General features: G+C 40.3%; 12 protein-coding genes and 1 other RNA gene. 9 read left to right on the top strand and 4 right to left on the bottom strand.

All coding sequences use genetic code 11. The annotated features are described in order from the left end of the window. Positions 1-80: 80 nt before the first annotated feature. From AC1EKT_RS02270 to AC1EKT_RS02260, 3 genes are read left to right on the top strand one after another with little or no spacing between them, the layout of a single operon-like run. Entirely contained in the window at positions 81-1,004 is a 924-nt protein-coding gene (locus AC1EKT_RS02270; RefSeq protein WP_419399301.1) for an NAD kinase, read from the top strand. 54 nt (positions 1,005-1,058) lie between these two features. After that, positions 1,059-2,852, top strand: coding sequence for a DNA repair protein RecN (gene recN / locus AC1EKT_RS02265; RefSeq protein ID WP_421784359.1), 1,794 nt, complete (start codon positions 1,059-1,061; stop codon positions 2,850-2,852). Next, positions 2,836-3,516, top strand: coding sequence for an HAD family hydrolase (locus tag AC1EKT_RS02260; RefSeq protein WP_421784358.1), 681 nt, complete (start codon positions 2,836-2,838; stop codon positions 3,514-3,516). Before recN ends, AC1EKT_RS02260 begins: the two co-directional genes overlap by 17 nt. A gap of 20 nt (positions 3,517-3,536) precedes the next feature. Here AC1EKT_RS02260 and rnpB read toward each other — a convergent pair. Further along, positions 3,537-3,910: RNase P RNA component class A (rnpB, locus tag AC1EKT_RS02255), an RNA gene on the bottom strand. Between the two features lie 211 nt (positions 3,911-4,121). On the opposite strand from rnpB, the gene hpf reads away from it, so the two are divergent. Together hpf and secA are read left to right on the top strand one after the other, a co-directional pair. After that, entirely contained in the window at positions 4,122-4,793 is a 672-nt protein-coding gene (gene hpf / locus AC1EKT_RS02250; RefSeq protein ID WP_415687401.1) for a ribosome hibernation-promoting factor, HPF/YfiA family, read from the top strand. Positions 4,794-4,982: 189 nt separating this feature from the next. Continuing rightward, positions 4,983-7,778, top strand: a complete 2,796-nt coding sequence (gene secA, locus AC1EKT_RS02245) for a preprotein translocase subunit SecA (RefSeq protein WP_415686894.1) — start codon at positions 4,983-4,985, stop codon at positions 7,776-7,778. A gap of 82 nt (positions 7,779-7,860) precedes the next feature. Here secA and AC1EKT_RS02240 read toward each other — a convergent pair whose 3' ends face one another. After that, complete coding sequence (locus tag AC1EKT_RS02240) at positions 7,861-8,529, bottom strand: hypothetical protein (protein WP_415683882.1); 669 nt, start codon at positions 8,527-8,529, stop codon at positions 7,861-7,863. A gap of 75 nt (positions 8,530-8,604) precedes the next feature. Between AC1EKT_RS02240 and AC1EKT_RS02235 the strand changes: the two genes are divergently transcribed. Continuing rightward, positions 8,605-9,312, top strand: a complete 708-nt coding sequence (locus tag AC1EKT_RS02235; RefSeq protein WP_421789952.1) for a lysophospholipid acyltransferase family protein — start codon at positions 8,605-8,607, stop codon at positions 9,310-9,312. Between the two features lie 123 nt (positions 9,313-9,435). Here the strand turns inward: AC1EKT_RS02235 and AC1EKT_RS02230 are convergent, their stop codons facing one another. Next, complete coding sequence (locus AC1EKT_RS02230; RefSeq protein WP_481615969.1) at positions 9,436-11,826, bottom strand: Stk1 family PASTA domain-containing Ser/Thr kinase; 2,391 nt, start codon at positions 11,824-11,826, stop codon at positions 9,436-9,438. A gap of 97 nt (positions 11,827-11,923) precedes the next feature. Beyond that, on the bottom strand, positions 11,924-13,030 hold the full coding sequence (locus AC1EKT_RS02225) for a polyprenyl synthetase family protein (RefSeq protein ID WP_415686892.1): 1,107 nt from the start codon (positions 13,028-13,030) through the stop codon (positions 11,924-11,926). Positions 13,031-13,237: 207 nt separating this feature from the next. Between AC1EKT_RS02225 and AC1EKT_RS02220 the strand changes: the two genes are divergently transcribed. The 3 genes from AC1EKT_RS02220 (at position 13,238) to AC1EKT_RS02210 (ending at position 18,215) form a co-directional block, all read left to right on the top strand. Beyond that, the gene (locus AC1EKT_RS02220) at positions 13,238-14,104 is read left to right on the top strand and encodes a hypothetical protein (protein WP_415683886.1); all 867 of its coding nucleotides are present in this window, start codon (positions 13,238-13,240) and stop codon (positions 14,102-14,104) included. Between the two features lie 129 nt (positions 14,105-14,233). Then, positions 14,234-15,703 (top strand): RNA polymerase sigma factor, encoded by a 1,470-nt coding sequence (locus AC1EKT_RS02215; protein ID WP_481615968.1) that lies wholly within the window; start codon positions 14,234-14,236, stop codon positions 15,701-15,703. Between the two features lie 106 nt (positions 15,704-15,809). Next, complete coding sequence (locus AC1EKT_RS02210; RefSeq protein WP_481615967.1) at positions 15,810-18,215, top strand: DNA gyrase/topoisomerase IV subunit B; 2,406 nt, start codon at positions 15,810-15,812, stop codon at positions 18,213-18,215. The last annotated feature ends 58 nt before the right edge of the window (positions 18,216-18,273 follow it).

Raw genomic sequence — 18,273 nt, 5'->3', positions numbered from 1 at the left:
GAATGTTTAGCATTTTTCAATATGTATCCTAACAATTACAATAGTAGTAGTTGTGTTTAAACAGTACGAAGGGGCTGTATATGCAGGAACATTTCGATACTAATTCCGCTTCGTCGGCTCGTCGTGCTCTTGTAGTTACTCACGCTAGGATCGATGTTCATAGTGATGTGGTAAATCAAGTCAAGACTCAACTTATTAAAGCTGGATTCGTTGTTGACGTATTCAACAGTGCTTCTGTGTCTGATTTTGCTAAAAAAACTACTCGTATAGTTGACGAAAATACGGAAATAGTTGTGGTGCTTGGGGGAGATGGCACCATGCTTCAGGCTGCTGAGTTAGTGCATTGTACTACTGTTCCAATTATCGGCATAAATCTTGGTCATGTTGGTTTTTTGGCAGAATTTGAAAGTTTTCAAATTAATGATGCTATTCGTAGGATTGCAAACAAGGATTACACTATTGACAGGAGAATGGAAGCTCATGTAGATGTGTGGCTTCCTGGCGAAAGTGAGCCTTTAAGTGATTGGGCGTTGAACGATATAACTCTTGATCGCGAAGATAGAGGTCGAATGGTAGAACTTTCAATACGAGTAGACGATGTTGAAATGTCATCTTTTGGTTGCGATGGTGTAATAGTTTCAACTCCTACTGGTTCTACAGCTTACGCATTTTCAGCAGGTGGATCAATTATGTGGCCAAATGTAGAAGCATTGCAATTAGTGCCATTAGCTGCTCATGCTCTTTTTGCGCGTCCTCTAATTATTGGTGCTGGTTCTACTTTTACTATTGACATTCTTAATGAATCGTCTTCTGGCGGTTGGATTTGTTGCGACGGTAGAAGACAGCGTGCGCTCCCTCAAGGATCAAGGATTCAAGTTCGTCAATCAAAAGATGAGCTATTATTAGCTAGACTTTCTGGCGCTCCTTTTACGAAGCGTTTAGTTACAAAATTTGATTTGCCAATAGTTGGATGGCGTGAGCACAATAATAATTCTTTAAAATGAATTATTTAAGTAGAAAATAATATTAAATATAGCATTTATAAAACGAGGTACAGCGTGCTTGAAGAGTTAGAAATACGTAATCTTGGGCCAATTTCACATGCGCTTATTACTCCTTCGTCTCACATGACAGCTATTACGGGCGAAACAGGTGCTGGAAAGTCAATGCTTTTAAGTGCTATCAAGCTTATTTCTGGATCGAAAGCAGAAGTTGCAAGGATTTCTCCAAATGCTAAAGAAGCATGGGTTCAAGGCATATTTAGTATTCCTAAAACAAGTGAATTAGTAGATGCTGTTGGCAAATCCGGTATTGAATTAGAGCCTTCAGAAAATGACGAAAATAAATCAGATATGTATGTTTCTCGAACAGTACCACAAGAAGGTCGTTCAAGAGCAACAATTTCTGGTTTCGCAGTACCAAAAACAGTTCTTGAACAAGTATGCTCTCGATTGATAGTGATTCATGGACAAAGTGACCAATTACGCATAGCAACAAATTCAAAACAACGCGAATTGCTTGATACTGTATCTAAAAATAGTGAATTACTTAAGCAATACACATGTGCGTATCAAGCGTGGAAAGATGCTAAAGAAACATGTAATCGACTAGAAAATCAAGCGTCTTCTTCACGCCAACGTGCAGATTACCTTAGAGAATCATTAGCGCGAATACGAGATGTGAATCCTCTCCCTAATGAAGATAAGGAATTGCGTGCAAAAAGAGAAAGAATTGAGAATTCTGCTCAAATTGTCAAAGCAGTGAGCATTGCGCTCGCATCCCTTGATTCCAGTCAAATAGATTATGGTGCTTCAGAATCATCTGAAGATGCTTGTTTTCTTGTAGATAAAGCTTCTCAAGCATTACGAAATATTCGTGTAGATGATTCTTTCAATTCTATTGCAAATCAACTTGACGATATTCATGCTCAGCTTGACGATATCGTAATGCAGCTTGCTCAACAGTTGGATATCGATGTAAGTGAAAAAGATTTAGATGATTTAAATTCTCGTATTCATGATCTTACTGAACTTACTCGCCGCTGGGGTCCTACACTTGACGACGTTTTAGACTGGTCCGAAAAAGCTCAGTTTGAACTTGAAGATTTAGATGATTCTCCTGAAGCTATTGCCAAAGCGCGTGCTAAATGTGCTCAACGATATGATGATGCTCTTAAACTTGCTGAAGAGTTATATAAAACTCGTTTAAATGCAGCTCATGATTTTGGTACTTTAGTTAGTGAAGAATTAAACTCTTTGGCTATGCCAGGTGCTCAATTAATTATCAGTGTAAATAAGCGTTGCGAAGATTTATCTGGTTCTATTTCGCTTGATGCTAACGGATGTGATGATGTAGAGTTTTTGTTCCGACCATTTCCTGCTTCTTCAGATTTGCCTATGAGCAAAAGTGCTTCTGGCGGTGAATTAAGTAGGCTTATGCTTGCAATTGAGCTTGTTGTTGCGAAGTTGACAGATTGCGACGAAGATAATATGACATTTATTTTCGACGAAGTAGATTCTGGTGTTGGTGGTGTTGCGGCAGTAGAGCTAGGTAAACGTTTGGCTCAACTTTCTAAACATGCTCAAGTTATTGTTGTTACTCATTTAGCTCAGGTTGCTTCTTTTGCAGATGCACAATTTGCAGTACAAAAAAATCTTGTTGAAAATGGCGATAATAGCGAGAATAGCTCTTTTGCTAAAGTTGCAAATACTTCTGTTATTGAGCTTAATGATTTGTTGCGTGAGCAAGAGATTGCTAGGATGCTTGATGGAAGTGAATCAAAAACTTCATTAGAACATGCTCGTGAACTATTGAGTGCAAGTAGGAAGATCATTGATGGATTTACAAAATAATTCGTCTATTGTTGCAGCGATTTTTGATTTTGACGGCACGTTACTTGATTCTTTAAGCGTTTGGGACGATATTGATCGAGTAAGTTTTGCGAAACGTGGTATGAGCGTTCCCTCAATCTTTGCTAGTACAACTGCAACAATGAATCCTAGACAAATTGCGGAATATGTTATTAAAAATTACGGGTTCACTGATTCTCCTGAAGATTTGATGAAGGAGTGGTCAGATATGGCTTTTGACGCTTATGCTAATCATCTTCCACTAAGAAAAGGCGCGTATGAATATGTGCATTATTTGCATTCTAATGGTGTAAAGCTTTTTCTTGTTACAACTCTTTCTAAACGCTTGTGTATTCCAGCTTTAAAAAGAGTTGGTATTTTTGATTGTTTTGATTTTCTTCATTTTGGAGAAGATTTATCTGAAAAAGGTAAGCATAGTCCTAAAACTTATACCGATATTGCTAATCAACTTAAAGTAGATCCAGCTGAATGTGTAGTTTTTGAAGATTCTGCTGCAGCTTTATGTTCAGCTCAGCAAGCTGGTATGCAAACATGCGGGATAGTTGATAATTCAAACGTAAAAATTGATTTAGATTCGTCGTTTAATAAGTGCTTAGCAGTATTTTCTGATTTTTCTTTCGCTCCAAAAATCAGCGATATAAGTTGAAAATATGCTATTTGGTTGAGTTGATGAGGTTTCACATACCCCGGGTTTTGTCGCATGCACAAGTGCATGCGGATGGCCATCCATCTCGATTTGACGTTACCGCCAAACTCTAGCAGTCTACCCGAAGACTTGAGCGAGCAGCTCTAAAGCGTCTTCTGCTTGACCTTGCTCCCAATGAGGCTTGCCATGCGGCTTACTGTTACCAGAAGCCCGGTGGTCTCTTACACCGCCGTTTCACCCTTACCCGAACGAAACGTTCAGGCGGTCTATTCTCTGTTGCGCTATCTCTCAGGTCGCCCTGGGCGGACGTTATCCGCCATTGTGCTCTGTGGAGCCCGGAAGTTCCTCAGCCACTCCGAATGAACATTGTGACCGCGGCCATCGTGAAACCTCAACCTTCCTAATTGTAGCAGATAATATTAATATCGTAAAAAATTCATTATTTTATAAGAAATTCCGTAATAAACGTTAATTTTTTTATTTTAATTTAATAAATTGCTAGGTTTGTATGGATTTAGCAGATATAATAGAAGAACCGACGGCATCGTGGCAGTCGGGTTGTACAAATCGAACTTAAGGTTCGAGTCTATATGGGGAGGTTTCGCATGGAAATCGTCATTACTGGTCGTCATACGCAGATTAATCAAAGGTTCCGTGACGTTGTAGAAAGTAAGATGAATCGTGTGACCGCCATTGCGCCTGATGCGCAGCGCGTGCAAATCGTGCTGACTCATGAAGGCAATCCAAGGCAGGCTGACACAGCAAAGCGAGTTGAAATTACTGTTGTTGCAGGAAGCACAGTGATTCGCGCAGAAGCTTCTAGCACTGATCAATTTAGCGCATTAGATATGGCACTTGATAAGTTGACGCTTCGTTTGCGTCGTACTCGCGATCGTCGTAAGGATCATCGTCGTGGATATACGGAAATGACTCCTGTAGATATGGGTCCTGTAGAGCCTGAGATTGAGACTACTGTTGAAGAGCCAGAAGAAAATGAGGTTAATAGCGCAGATGCCGCTGTTGCTTCCGATTTAGGTCCTGGTGAATCTGTGGAAGTAAGTGTTGGCGACACTCCTATTGTGATTCGTCGTAAGCTACATATTGCAGAGCCTATGAGCATAGATGAGGCTTTGTATGAGATGGAGCTTATTGGACATGATTTCTTCCTGTTTGTAAACAAAGAAACTATGAGACCATCTGTAGTATATCGCAGACATGGTTGGAGCTATGGCGTGTTTGAAATTGATACACCTGAAAATGTTGCTAAGCAAAAGTAATGGTTAAAAAACACGTCTAAAATGCGCGAATAAGTGCGCGTGCCCGTCTAGCACAATGTTGGGCGGGCATTTTTATGTAATAATCAGACTCGCTAACTTATAAAAATCGTAGCCGTCGCGTAATATAGGCACAGTTTACGTCTATGTTGGCTAGGCCGTCGTCATAGACATGACCTAAGGGAGCAAAACGTGGTAGATATCGTCGATAAAGCCTTGCGTATGGGTGAAGGCCGTCAATTGAAGCGCCTTGAGAACGTAGCAAAGGCTGTGAATGCGTTGGAAGATGAAATTTCCGCGCTTTCCGATGAAGAATTGAAGGGTCAAACTGCTAAATTCAAGCAGCGTTTAGACAATGGTGCAAAGCTTGATGATTTGATGCCTGAAGCCTTCGCTACTGTGCGAGAGGTTTCAAAGCGTACGCTTGGCCAGCGTCATTTCGATGTGCAGCTTATGGGTGGCGCTGCATTGCATTGGGGCAATATTGCAGAAATGAAAACTGGTGAAGGTAAAACGTTGGTTGCTACTTTGCCAAGCTATCTGAATGCTTTGGAAGGCAAAGGTGTGCACGTTGTTACAGTCAACGATTACCTTGCTAGCTACCAGAGCGAGCTTATGGGTCGTATTTATAGATTCCTTGGCATGAGTGTTGGATGCATTATTACAGACCAGCAGCCGCCAGAGCGTCGTAAGCAATACAATGCTGATATTACTTACGGTACAAATAATGAGTTTGGCTTCGATTACTTGCGCGATAACATGGCGTGGGAAAAGAGCGAACTTGTGCAGCGCGGTCATCACTATGCAATTGTCGATGAGGTCGATTCCATTCTTATCGATGAAGCTCGTACGCCACTTATTATTTCAGGTCCTGCTGAAGGTGATGTAACTCATTGGTATCGTGAATTTGCAAAGCTTGTTTTGAAGCTTACTCGCGATGTTGATTACGAGATTGATGAAAAGAAGAAAACCGCAGGTATTCTTGATCCTGGCATTGCAAAAATTGAGGATTACTTGGGCATCGATAACCTTTATGAGCCAAGCAATACAGCTCTTATTGGTTATTTGAATAACGCTTTGAAAGCTAAGGAGCTTTTCCTTCTAGATCGTGACTATGTTGTCACAAACGGCGAAGTTTTGATTGTCGATGAGCATACTGGTCGTGTTCTTCCAGGTCGTCGTTATAGCGAGGGCTTGCATCAAGCAATTGAAGCTAAGGAAAACGTGGAAGTCAAGGCAGAAAATCAGACTTTTGCTACTATTACTTTGCAAAACTACTTCCGCATGTACGACAAGCTTGCTGGTATGACTGGTACTGCTGAGACTGAAGCTGCAGAGTTCATGGGAACTTACAAGCTTGGTGTTCTTCCAATTCCTTCCAACCGTCCAGTAATTCGTAAAGATAAGGACGATTTGATCTTCCGTACAAAGAAAGAAAAGCTTACTGCTATTGTGCGCGATGTTGCTGAGCGTCATGCAAAGGGTCAGCCTGTGTTGCTTGGTACAGCTTCTGTTGAATCTTCTGAGATTCTTTCTTCACTTCTTGACGTTGCTCGCATTCCTCACCAGGTTTTGAATGCTAAGCAGAATGCTAAGGAAGCTGCTGTTGTTGCTGTTGCAGGTCGTAAGGGTGCTGTAACTGTTGCTACTAATATGGCAGGTCGTGGTACTGATATTATGCTTGGCGGCAATGTTGAGTTCCTTGCAGACGCTAAGTTGAAGGCTGAAGGATATTCTCCAGACGATACTCCTGAAGAGTATGAGAAGCGTTGGCCAGGCGTTTTAGCTGAAGTTAAAGAGCAAGTTAAGGACGAGCACGAAGAAGTTAAGAATCTTGGTGGCTTGTATGTGCTTGGTACTGAGCGTCACGAGTCTCGCCGTATTGATAACCAGCTTCGAGGTCGTTCTGGTCGTCAGGGTGATCCTGGCGAATCCCGCTTCTACTTAAGCTTGGAAGATGATTTGATGCGCCTGTTCAACACTCAGCTTGTTGCTCGTGTTATGGCTAAGGGATTGCCAGAAGGCGAACCGATTGAGTCTAAGTACGTTTCTAACGGTGTGCGCACGGCACAGAAGACTGTTGAAGCTCGTAACTTTGAAATGCGTAAGAACGTTTTGAAGTATGACGATGTTATGAATAAGCAGCGTACTGTGATTTATGCAGAGCGTCAGATGGTTCTTAAGGGTGAAGATATTCACGAGGACATCTTGAAGTTCATCAGTGACACCGTAGAAAGCTATGTGCGCGGAGCGATGAAAGGTTCTGATAAGCCAAAGAATTGGGATTTGGATGGCTTAAAAGATGCTCTTAACTCTGTAATGCCTGTAGTTCTTGATTGGGATCAAGTACGTGAAACAATCGTTAAGCTTAAGGGCGAAAAAGCTGTTACTGCTTTGCACGATTTGATTGTCGACAGTGTAGTAAAAGTTTACTCTATTGTAGAAGATGGTCTTGGTGCTGATCCACTTCGTCAAATTGAACGTCGCGTTGTTCTTTCTGTTCTCGATCGCAAGTGGCGTGAACATCTTTATGAGATGGATTATTTGAAGGATGGTATTGGTCTGCGTGGTATGGGTCAGCGTGATCCTCTTGTTGAATACCAGCGTGAAGGCTACCAGATGTACAATTCAATGATTGAGGCAATTAAGGAAGAAAGCATTCAGCTTCTATTCCATATTGATATCAATCAGATTGCTTCTACTGAAGATATTTCTTCTGACGATGAGCTTGATGAAGATGTTGCACAAGCTTCATCTGAGGTAGATGCTGAAGATCAAGCTGCTGGTATTGTCGGTCCTGCACCTTTGAGCCATGCTGAGGGAGATGTTCCATTGAGCATGCGACCAAAGAATGAAGAATGGAAGACTCCATGGTCTGATGGACGTACGTTCCCAGGAACAAATAAGAATGACGAGTGCCCATGCGGTTCTGGTCGTAAGTACAAGCTTTGCCATGGTCAAAACGAAGCTGAAAATGAAGCTGAGTAACTTGAAAGCTTGCTAAAGTAAATAAATAAAAGGCGGTGTGATCAAAATCATGCCGCCTTTATTATATTCGATTGATTACTAGCTATACTCGAGCGCCATCTCCATAATCGCTGTAATCTTCCTTATAAGGATCAGGTTTTTTGCGATTCATAAGTAATCCTGCTCCACTAAGTAGCATTAATAAGCCGCATATAATGCCAGCAACGTTCGCTATAGCAGGAATAAAAGCACTTACAATAACACCGAATACACCTATAACAAATAGAATCCACAAAACTACATTAACTAAAGATACGTTATAAAATTGTGGATTTGGAGGCACAAAATCATCGCCATATGCTTCCATAGTATTATCTAAATCAAGCCAACTTGTGCGAGTATTATCACGAGGACCCTTAGCAGTTATGATTGTGTGAGAATCTTGCATTCTAGTAGGAATAATATAAGATTTATGGCTACTTAGATTTTTTAAGTTAAATTTATTTTTTATTACACTTTTTTGATTTTTAGAATTATTGTCGCTTGCTATAGTGTTGCGCTCTTTCTTTTTTTCTTCTTTCTGAGCGTGCTTTTCAAAACTTTTTGCGCTACGTGAATTAGCAATATCGTTCATGTCGTCAGAATGTTCTGCAACAAAAGATGACCATTCGTCATCAAAATCTCCGTTGTTTTGTTTTTGATTATTCTTTAACGATTCTGACATTAACTCGTCGTCACGGCGAGGGTCGTTGGTATTCTTAGAAGAAGTCATGAACTATACTGTAGCAAGTCTTCCTGATTCTATGCTTAAAATGTTCGAAATTGGACTTGCAAGAAAGGATATGGTATGTTGTACTGGTTCTTCGTGAAGGGACTTGGGGGTATTGCCCGCATGAGGATTCATCCATCAGCGCAAGGTGTTAAAAATGTTCCTAAAAAAGGTGGAGCTATTATTGCTGCAAATCATCTTGCTGTTATTGATGACGCGCTGCTGCCATTGACTTGTCCTCGTATGATTCACTTTATGGGTAAAGCAGAATATTTTGAAGGCAAAGGTTTAAAGGGTCGTTTCAAGAAGTGGTGGTTTACTTCTGTGGGCGTTTTCCCTGTAGATCGTTCTGGAGGCGCAAAATCGCTTGGCGCTTTGAATCATGCTCGTGAAATATTAGAAAAAGGTCAGCTTTTTGGCATTCATATTGAAGGCACAAGAAGCCCAGATGGTCGTTTATATCGTGGTCATACTGGTGCTGCACGTCTTGCTCTTGAAACAGGTTGCCCGATTATACCTGTTGCAATTATTGGAACTAGAGAATTACAAGTGCATGGTCAAGTTATTCCAGCAAAAGGCAAGACTAAGGCGATTTATGGCGAGCCTATTCAAGTAGAGCGTGTTCGCAACGAAAGCGAGATTACTCACGAGCGTTTACGCGAAATTACAGATAAAGTGACTAAGTCTATTCAGCAAATGAGTGGTCAAGAATACGTTGATGAATATGCTCAAACCGTAAAAGAACGTATGCGCCAAAAATGTGAAGAAAGTAACGAAAATAAATAATATAATGCTGATTCTAATGCTATTAGGTTAGCGTTATTAGATATTTAAATTTTATTTATATTCAAATATTTAAGCGGCGAAAGTTATTTAGATTCCGCCGCTTTTATAATGCTTAAAACACGCTTATATTACTGTAAGAGTAATAACAGAAGGATTTCCATTAGAATCCTTCAATGGCACTTCACTTCCAGCTCCAGGGGATTGGAAGCGCACTACGTGCATTAAATCACCAAGTGGAGCAGAAATACGAACTTTCAGACCTAGATTTTCAATAATCCTTCTAGCTTCATCACTGCTCTTTCCGCAAACGTTTGGCAATGTAACAGTTTTTGGACCTTTTGAAACAACAACATTAACACTATCGCCCCAATGTAAGTCAGAACCAGCTTCAACGGAAGCGCGGATAATCTTACCCTTTGCTACAGTATCGCTATTTTCTTCTTCGTACTTTACATCCAGCTTAGCGTCAGTTAAAGCTGAATCAGCTTCACTCTTTGTTTTCCCAACAATATCTGGCATTTGCACAGGCTTAGGTCCCTTAGAGAGTAAAACACTTACTTCTTCGTTATGGTTCATGCGTGTGCCAGGTTTAGGGTTAATATCAATTAAGCTGCCAGATGGTATATCTATAGAATACGTGTCTCCTGACTTATCGTGAACAATGTTAGTAAAGCCTGCTTTACGCAATGTTTTCAAAGGATTTTTGCCATTGTAAGTTTTTGGATCTGTAATATCATCCGGGATTGTAGCCTTACGAATTCCACGCGAAATCACAACATTAAGAGTGCTATTATTGTGCTTTTGGATATGGCTGCCGACGACATCAGGATTTGTTGAAACTACTTTTCCTTCTGGCACATCGTCACTATAATCTTTTGAAACTTTGTAAGGAATTCCAGCAATTTTAAGCGTGTGCTCATATTGTTGCCAATTTACATCAGTTATTTTGCAAGATGCATAATTTTTGCATTGAAGATCGTCAGGCTTAGGCAGCGTCCAATAACTGCCAGGACCTAAGAAATACCAAAAACCACCAATAGCAGCAATTGCTAATACTCCAGCTGTGCTTAAACCTGCAATAAGGAAAACACGCTTTTTAGAAGAGCGATTAGGCTTGTTTGCTAAGTTTTTTGTCTTATTTGACATGCCAAACGGTTTTGCTGCATTTAAGTTGTTGTTAAAATTGCGAGAGCTAATAGCAATTGTTGGCATATTGCTATCGTCAAATTCTTCTAAAGGATTATCTTGCGAATTGTATGACACATCTTCTGCATTAGTAGCATGCCATTGCATAGCTTGTGTTTTTTGAATATTATTCGCATCGAAAGCACTGTCGGATTTCGCTAGTGAATTGTCTATTGCTACATTATTGACTTCAGAATTATTTAAATCATTATTCGTGCGTGAATCGAGTTCACTTACAGAATTATCTCTAGGTATTGCAACAGTTTCGTCTGCAGCATTTTGCAATAAAGAGTTGGAATTATCAGAAAAGTCAGAGCCTGAAGCATTTATTGCTTGCGTAGCATCTGAATTATTATTAGGATTCAATTTGTCCGAATAATTTGCGTCAGGTGCAACACGCAAATTGTTGATAGGAGAAAAGTCTGTTTCTTCTGAAAACTCTTGTGGTTCTTCTGCTTTGTATTGCCAATCTTCAGGTTTTAATTGTGTAGAAAGTGCGCGTAATTTTGCTAATGCATCGCTTGCATCTTTAGGCCGTTCGTTCATGTCGCGAGCAGTTAAGTTTGCTATGAATTGTGCAACTTTTTCGCTAATTCCAGGGCAAGCTGTAGCAATTGAAGGAGTGTTTTCATGCACATGCTTAAAAACAAGCGTAACAGGATTATCTGCAGTAAAAGGCACTCTTCCTGCAAGCATTTCCCAAGCCATCATGCCTGCTGAATACAAATCACCTTGAGGAGTTGCAAGATTATGCTCAATAAGTTCAGGAGCAAGATAAGCTGCTGTGCCAAGAAGCAATCCTGTAGAAGATAATGTTGCTTGCGAAATTGCTCTAGCTAAGCCGAAATCAGTAATCTGAACATGACCTCGATCGTTAATTAAAATATTTTCCGGCTTAATATCTCTATGCACAACTCCAGCGTTGTGTGCAGAAGCGAGACCATCCAAAGTTTCTGCAAGTAAACGCAGCGTATCTCGCACACTAAATGTGCCTTGCATATTCATTTCATAACGCAAATTAACGCCATGAACATATTCCATTACAAGATAATCAAGCCCGTCATATTCGCCTGTATCATAAACTTGTACAATATGTGGATTTGCAATTGCTGCAGCAGAAGTTGCTTCTCTGCGGAATCTAGCAATAAATTGCTGGCGATGCACACCTTGAGCAAGTTGAGTGTGCATGATTTTAATTGCTACAGGTCTATCAAGGCGTTCATCTTCTGCTTGATACACAGTAGCCATGCCACCCTGAGCTATTTTGCGCACAATGCGATAGCGATTTTCAATGCGCATACCTGGCTGCGCCTGCGTAGCTTCATCCATTGTCACAATCCTTATACGCGTAAAACCATTTTTACTACTTACGAGTGTACAAGCAAGATAGTAAAGAAGGCTAATTTCGAGCGTTATTTACTAAATATTATTGTACATTACGCCATGCTTCAGGTATAAATCGTTTGCTAATTTCATGCAAAATAGCTTTTCCACTATCGCTCAATGTACTCGATTCGATTGCTTGTTGTGAATCATTCCACAGATTCTCAATTCGCTTTTTTGATTTTTCAATAGCACCAGAATCATAGTAAATCTGTATTATTTTATTTACATCATCTTCACTTCGAGTACTACTCGTGTAAGCTTTTAATAGTATTTCTCTTTCACTATCGGTTCCGTATTGCAAAGCGTCTGCAAGAAGAACTGCACGCTTGCCTTCTCTAATATCACCGCCAATAGGTTTACCTGTAATCTTGCTATCTGAAACAATATCAAGCAAATCGTCAGCAATTTGGAAAGCAACACCTAACGAATCGCCAATAGAATTAGCAAGATTGTATGCTTCACTTGGTTGCATGTTTGCTGCAAGAAAGCCGAGAGTTAATGGAGCAACTGTAGTGTAACTGGCTGTTTTCCATCTAAAAACATTCAAAGATGATTCAGCAAGTTGCATTGGATTATCTAGTTGCATCATTTCTATTGACAAATCCAATACTTGACCAATACCAACATTTCTTTGCATAGACGCAAATGCTGCTAACAATTCCTCTCCATAAGTAAAATTCTTCGCACAATTTCTTGCAATATCGAAACTTTCTGTGGCAAGTAGATCTCCCAGCATTAAACCTAAGCCTGTGCCAATATGCTTATTATTGCAAGCTTTACTTAATGCACAATACGCACTAGGCTTTCCACGTCTCAAATAAGATTCGTCGATAATATCATCATGAACTAATGCAGCTGTTTGAAATACTTCTAGAGCACAAGCTATGTCAAATACAGACTGTTCATGGATTTTTTGAATATTGTTTTCTTTTGATGCAGCGTAAAATGCTGAAATCGTAAGAAGGGCTCTAAGACGTTTTCCGCCTTCGCTTGAAACAATAGCTTGCTTTATTACTTGCTGTAATGTTTGCGCACATGTGGATGAAAGATTATTTTCTAGTTCCGTATTAAATTGCTGAGAAATTAAAAAAGCAATTCTAGATTCAATATCGTTAAGACTGTAATTGTTGCCTATAAATGTGCTCATATTATGAAAGTTATCCACAGGGCTGAACATTACAAAACGCAGTTATTATTATGCTTTAATAAGCTTTTCACCGCAGAAATAATTTTTTATTGAATGCTGACTTATATCTTGAGAAACTTCAATATATCAAAAAATGCTATTGCATAGTTTGATTATCAAAATAAAAAATCATGTAAAAAATCATGTAAAAAATGAGGGGGAGTATGCATGGAAATTGTAGAGGATGATTTGAAAACGAAAATATCGCATAATTGTATGGATGACTTTGATATGCAAAGTCTTATGCAAATTTATGGCGAAAGCGCTAATTCTTTTAATGGTTGTTTAGATTTTGCAGGTTCAGAAGATTTTGAAAGTTTTGCTGGAAGAGAAATTTCAGATATTAATGGGAATATATATCCTTCCAAAGAGTGCAGCTTTTTTATGACTTTTTCTAAGGAATATATTTACAACAACTGTAGTGACAGTGCGCAATGGATTAAAGGATTAGAATATTGGGTTCCTGCAGTTTCGGAAGCTTTTATAGAAAATGTTGATCGAAATGGCAAGCAATACGCTATTAGAGATATTGCAAGCAGAGCGCTTATGCGATGGTACAACATGTTTGCTTACGATGAAAAAATTTTTGGATATGATCTAGTAAACCTGCCAATAGCAATGTTGCATAATATTAATGTTCGTGATGCAATGCTTATTTCTATTCTGGATGAAAATCAAGAATGGTATGACGAAAAAACTTTGTCGGAATTTGCTTGGTGCCCTCACACTCCTGAAGTATCTCGTAATTTGCGGCATTGTTTAGAAGCAAAATTCACTCAAACAAATAATAAGCCTGATATAAAGAGAGCTATTTTCGCGTGCAAAATTTTAAAATCTATGGCTATTATTACTAGAAGCATTCCAAAGTTATCTGTGCAAGTTTACGCTTTGTTAGCTTATATCAGCTGGTGGTTTAGGCTCGGAGAAGTAAAGTATTATTGTGATTGTGCATTGCGAATTGATCCTGATTGTTCTATGGCAAAAATAGTTTGTGGAGCATTCGAAAATGGTCTTGAGCCAGCATGGATTGAATAATTCGCCACGCCGCAAAAATTAGTTGGGGAATAATCGTCTTGCTTAAATGGTTTACTACTTAAGGTAAAACTTGCCCTTGCATGAACTATGCCTATATGCGTTACAAGGGGATAATACAGGAGGAACAGTTTGACGAGTGAAGTTGGATCAACGGTCGACAGCGACGAAATGCAAGATGATACTAAGCCTGTAAAAACTCGCAAGGCTAGCGCTGCGCGTAAAACCAGTACTCGAACTTCGTCAGCTGATAGCAAGACGCGCAGTTCTCGCTCAAAGAAAACTGAAGACAACAAGATTGATACTGAATCAGTATTGTCTGATGCTGAACATGACGAAACCGAGGATAGCGTAGACATTGAATCTCAAGATCAATTATCTATTGACGATCCTTTAGATAACGATCCACATCTTGATGTTGATGATGAACATTTGAATCTTGATGATTTAGACGATATTCAGCCAGAAGATATATCTGATGTTGACGATTTAAGCGATATTGACGTTACAGATGATCTTGATGATGAAGAGTCTGAAGATCTTGATGACATTGAGGATCACGACGAAATTAAGCATGATGCTCCGCAAGTGCCACAAGCAAAAGGCGCATTTGTTGTACGTGATGATGACGATGACGATAATCTAACTCCATCTGGTAATCCTAAACGTCGTGTAATTGCTACAGGCGCTACTGCAGATCCTGTTAAGGATTATTTAAAGCAGATTGGTCGCGTGAGCTTGCTTAATGCTGAGCAAGAAGTTGATTTGTCAGAGCGTATTGAAGCTGGATTGTATGCTCAGCATTTGCTTGATACGCAAATTGATCAAATGGAGTTTAAGCGTAAGCGTGAGCTTAAGTGGGCTGCAGCAGATGGTAAGAAAGCTAAAGATCATCTTCTTGAAGCAAACTTGCGTCTTGTTGTTTCTCTTGCAAAGCGTTATACCGGTCGAGGCATGCTTTTCCTTGATTTAATTCAGGAAGGTAATCTCGGTTTGATTCGTGCAGTTGAAAAGTTCGACTGGAAGAAGGGCTTTAAGTTCTCAACCTACGCAACTTGGTGGATTCGCCAGGCTATTACGCGTGCTATGGCAGATCAGGCTCGTACTATTCGAGTTCCAGTGCATATGGTTGAAGTTATTAATAAGCTTTCTAGGGTTCAGCGTCAAATGCTTCAAGATTTAGGTCGCGAGCCTACGCCAGATGAGCTTGCACGCGAGCTTGATATGCCTGTTGAGAAGGTGCAAGAAGTACAGAAATATGGCCGTGAGCCAATTTCTTTGCACACTCCTTTGGGTGAGGATGGCGATTCTGAGTTCGGCGATTTGATTGAAGATACTGATGCAATCGCACCGTCTGATGCTGTTGCATTCTCACTCCTTCAAGAACAGTTTAGGCAAGTTTTGGAAACTTTGGCTCCTAGAGAGGCTGGAGTTATTAAGATGCGCTATGGCTTGGAAGATGGTCAGCCAAAGACTTTAGACGATATTGGTCGCGTTTACGGTGTTACTCGTGAACGTATTCGTCAAATTGAGTCTAAAACAATGTCTAAGCTGCGTCATCCTTCTAGATCGCAAACTTTGCGTGACTTCTTAGATCAGTGATTGTGTGAAGTTATATTCTAAAGTGTCGTATTGTTGCTTTTGCGATAATACGACACTTATTGCTTAAAATAATCGGTTGTACGTTTAATAAGTGCAAGGGGTAGAAGTGGTCTCTCATAAAGAGCAGTATGATGCTGATAGCTTGACTGTGCTTGAAGGCTTAGACGCAGTTCGTAAGCGTCCAGGCATGTATATTGGCACTACTGATAGTCAAGGTTTAATGCATTGCCTTTGGGAGATTATTGACAACGCGGTTGACGAAGCTTTAGCTGGAGCTTGCGACCATATTGTTGTTACTCTTCACGACGATGGATCTATTGAAGTTGCAGATAACGGTCGTGGTATTCCAGTAGATGTTGAGCCAAAAACAAAGCTCACTGGTGTTGAAGTTGTTTTAACTAAGCTTCATGCTGGAGCAAAGTTTGGTAACGCTTCTTATAATGCTGCAGGCGGTTTACATGGCGTTGGCTCTTCTGTTGTAAACGCTTTAAGTTTGCGTTTAGATGTTGAAGTTGACAGAGATGGCAAAACGCATCATATGGCGTTCCATCAGGGACATCCTGGTGTTTATTCTGATGCAGATCCAGAGCATCCATCTCCTGCTTCTCCGTTTAAGCGCACGCGCAAAAATAAGCCTACTGAGCTTGAAATTATTGGCACTGTTTCGCCAAAAACTACCGGAACTCGTGTACGCTACTGGGCGGATCCAGAAATTTTTAACTCAACTGCACATTTCAGCTATGAGCAGCTTATTGCTCGCGTGCGTCAAACAAGTTTCCTGGTTCCAGGTTTAAAAATTACTGTTATTGACGAGCATGTTCCTGAAGGTGAATCTGCAAATATTGAAGAAATTGATTCTCCAGAAGACAATGCTATAGAAGATAATGTTGCAGAAGATAATCTTCTTGAAAACCAGTCTGATAATAGCGATAACTCTGTGTCTGAATTTGAAGAATTAGAATCTGAAACAACATTAGAAGATGAAGATGATTCTGAAGATAAGACTGAAAATATCGCGAATGAAGATGAGACTGAAGATGAGACTGAAGATGCTGAATCTGAAGAATCATTTGCACAATCTGTTGCAAATGCTCAGTCTGCTAACTCAATGCAAAATAAGCATCATCCTCGAGTAGTTGAATTTTTGCATAATGGTGGCGTTAAAGATTTCGTTGATTTTCTTTCAAAAGGTGAAGCAGTATCGGATATTTGGCGCATTTCTGGCGAAGATACGTATGTAGAAGAAACACAAGCTGTTGATTCTGCTGGAGATTTACACGCTCAACAAGTAACTCGAAAATGCGGCGTTGACATTGCAATGCGTTGGGTAAACGGCTACGATTCAACGATTATTAGTTTCGTAAACGTTGTTGAAACTCCTGGCGGAGGTATGCACGTTGACGGATTCTTGCAAGGATTGACTAAGCAAATTCGTAAAGCTGTTGAAGACAACGCGCGCAAACTAAAAGTAAATCTTAAAGATTCGAATACGAAAATTGAGCGCGATGATATTACAGCAGGATTGGTAGCAGTCGTAACTGTTCGCATTGCTGAGCCTCAATTCCAAGGTCAAACTAAGGATGTTCTTGGAACCGCTCAAGTTAAGCCAATCGTTACTAAAATGACTGATGCTCAATTCGGTGAGATGATTACCGGTTCTAAGAGAGGATTCAAAGAGCAGTCTGCTAGGGTTTTGGAAAAAATCGTTTCCGAAATGCATGCGCGTATTCAGGCGCGTAAAACTAAGGAAGTTACGCGCAGAAAGAATGCTCTTGAGTCTGCTTCAATGCCGCCGAAACTTTCTGACTGCCAGCCTGGAAACGACGATGTTGCAGAACTTTTCATCGTCGAGGGTGATTCTGCACTTGGTACTGCAAAAGCTGCTCGAAATTCTGCTTTCCAAGCGCTTCTTCCAATTCGCGGTAAGATTTTGAACGTGCAAAAAGCAAGTCTTGCACAAATGCTTTCCAACAAAGAGTGCGCTGCAATTATTCAAGTTGTTGGAGCAGGATCGGGCGCAAGTTTTGATATTTCACAAGCACGTTATAACAAGATTGTTATGATGACAGATGCTGATGTTGACGGCGCGCATATTCGTATTTTGCTTCTAACGCTGTTCTATCGTTATATGCGTCCGCTTATTGAGCACGGTCATGTTTATGCTGCAGTGCCACCTCTTCACAGGATTGCGCTCGCTGGAAAGCACAAGGGCGAGTATATTTATACTTACTCAGACGACGAATTGGCTGGAAAGCTCAACGATTTGCAAGCTAAGGGCATTGATTTTAACAGCGATATTCAGCGCTACAAGGGCTTGGGTGAGATGGATGCGGATCAGCTTGCAGACACAACCATGGATCCTAGAACCCGTATGCTTCGAAGGATTCGTATGGAAGATGCTCAGCAAGCGAGTGAAGTATTCGATTTGCTGATGGGCGATGATGTTCCTCCGCGCAAGCAGTTCATTGTTGATAACGCAGACGACTTCGATCGTTCCAAAATCGATACCTGATATCGGCATGTTGTTTGCATTGCTTTATGATGGCGTGTTTGCGTTAGAAATATGAAGT

The sequence above is a fragment of the Bifidobacterium sp. C0047B3 genome, assembly GCF_056590535.1.
Note: the sequence above shows the minus strand (reverse complement) of the source record. Positions and strands in the feature narration are given on the sequence as shown.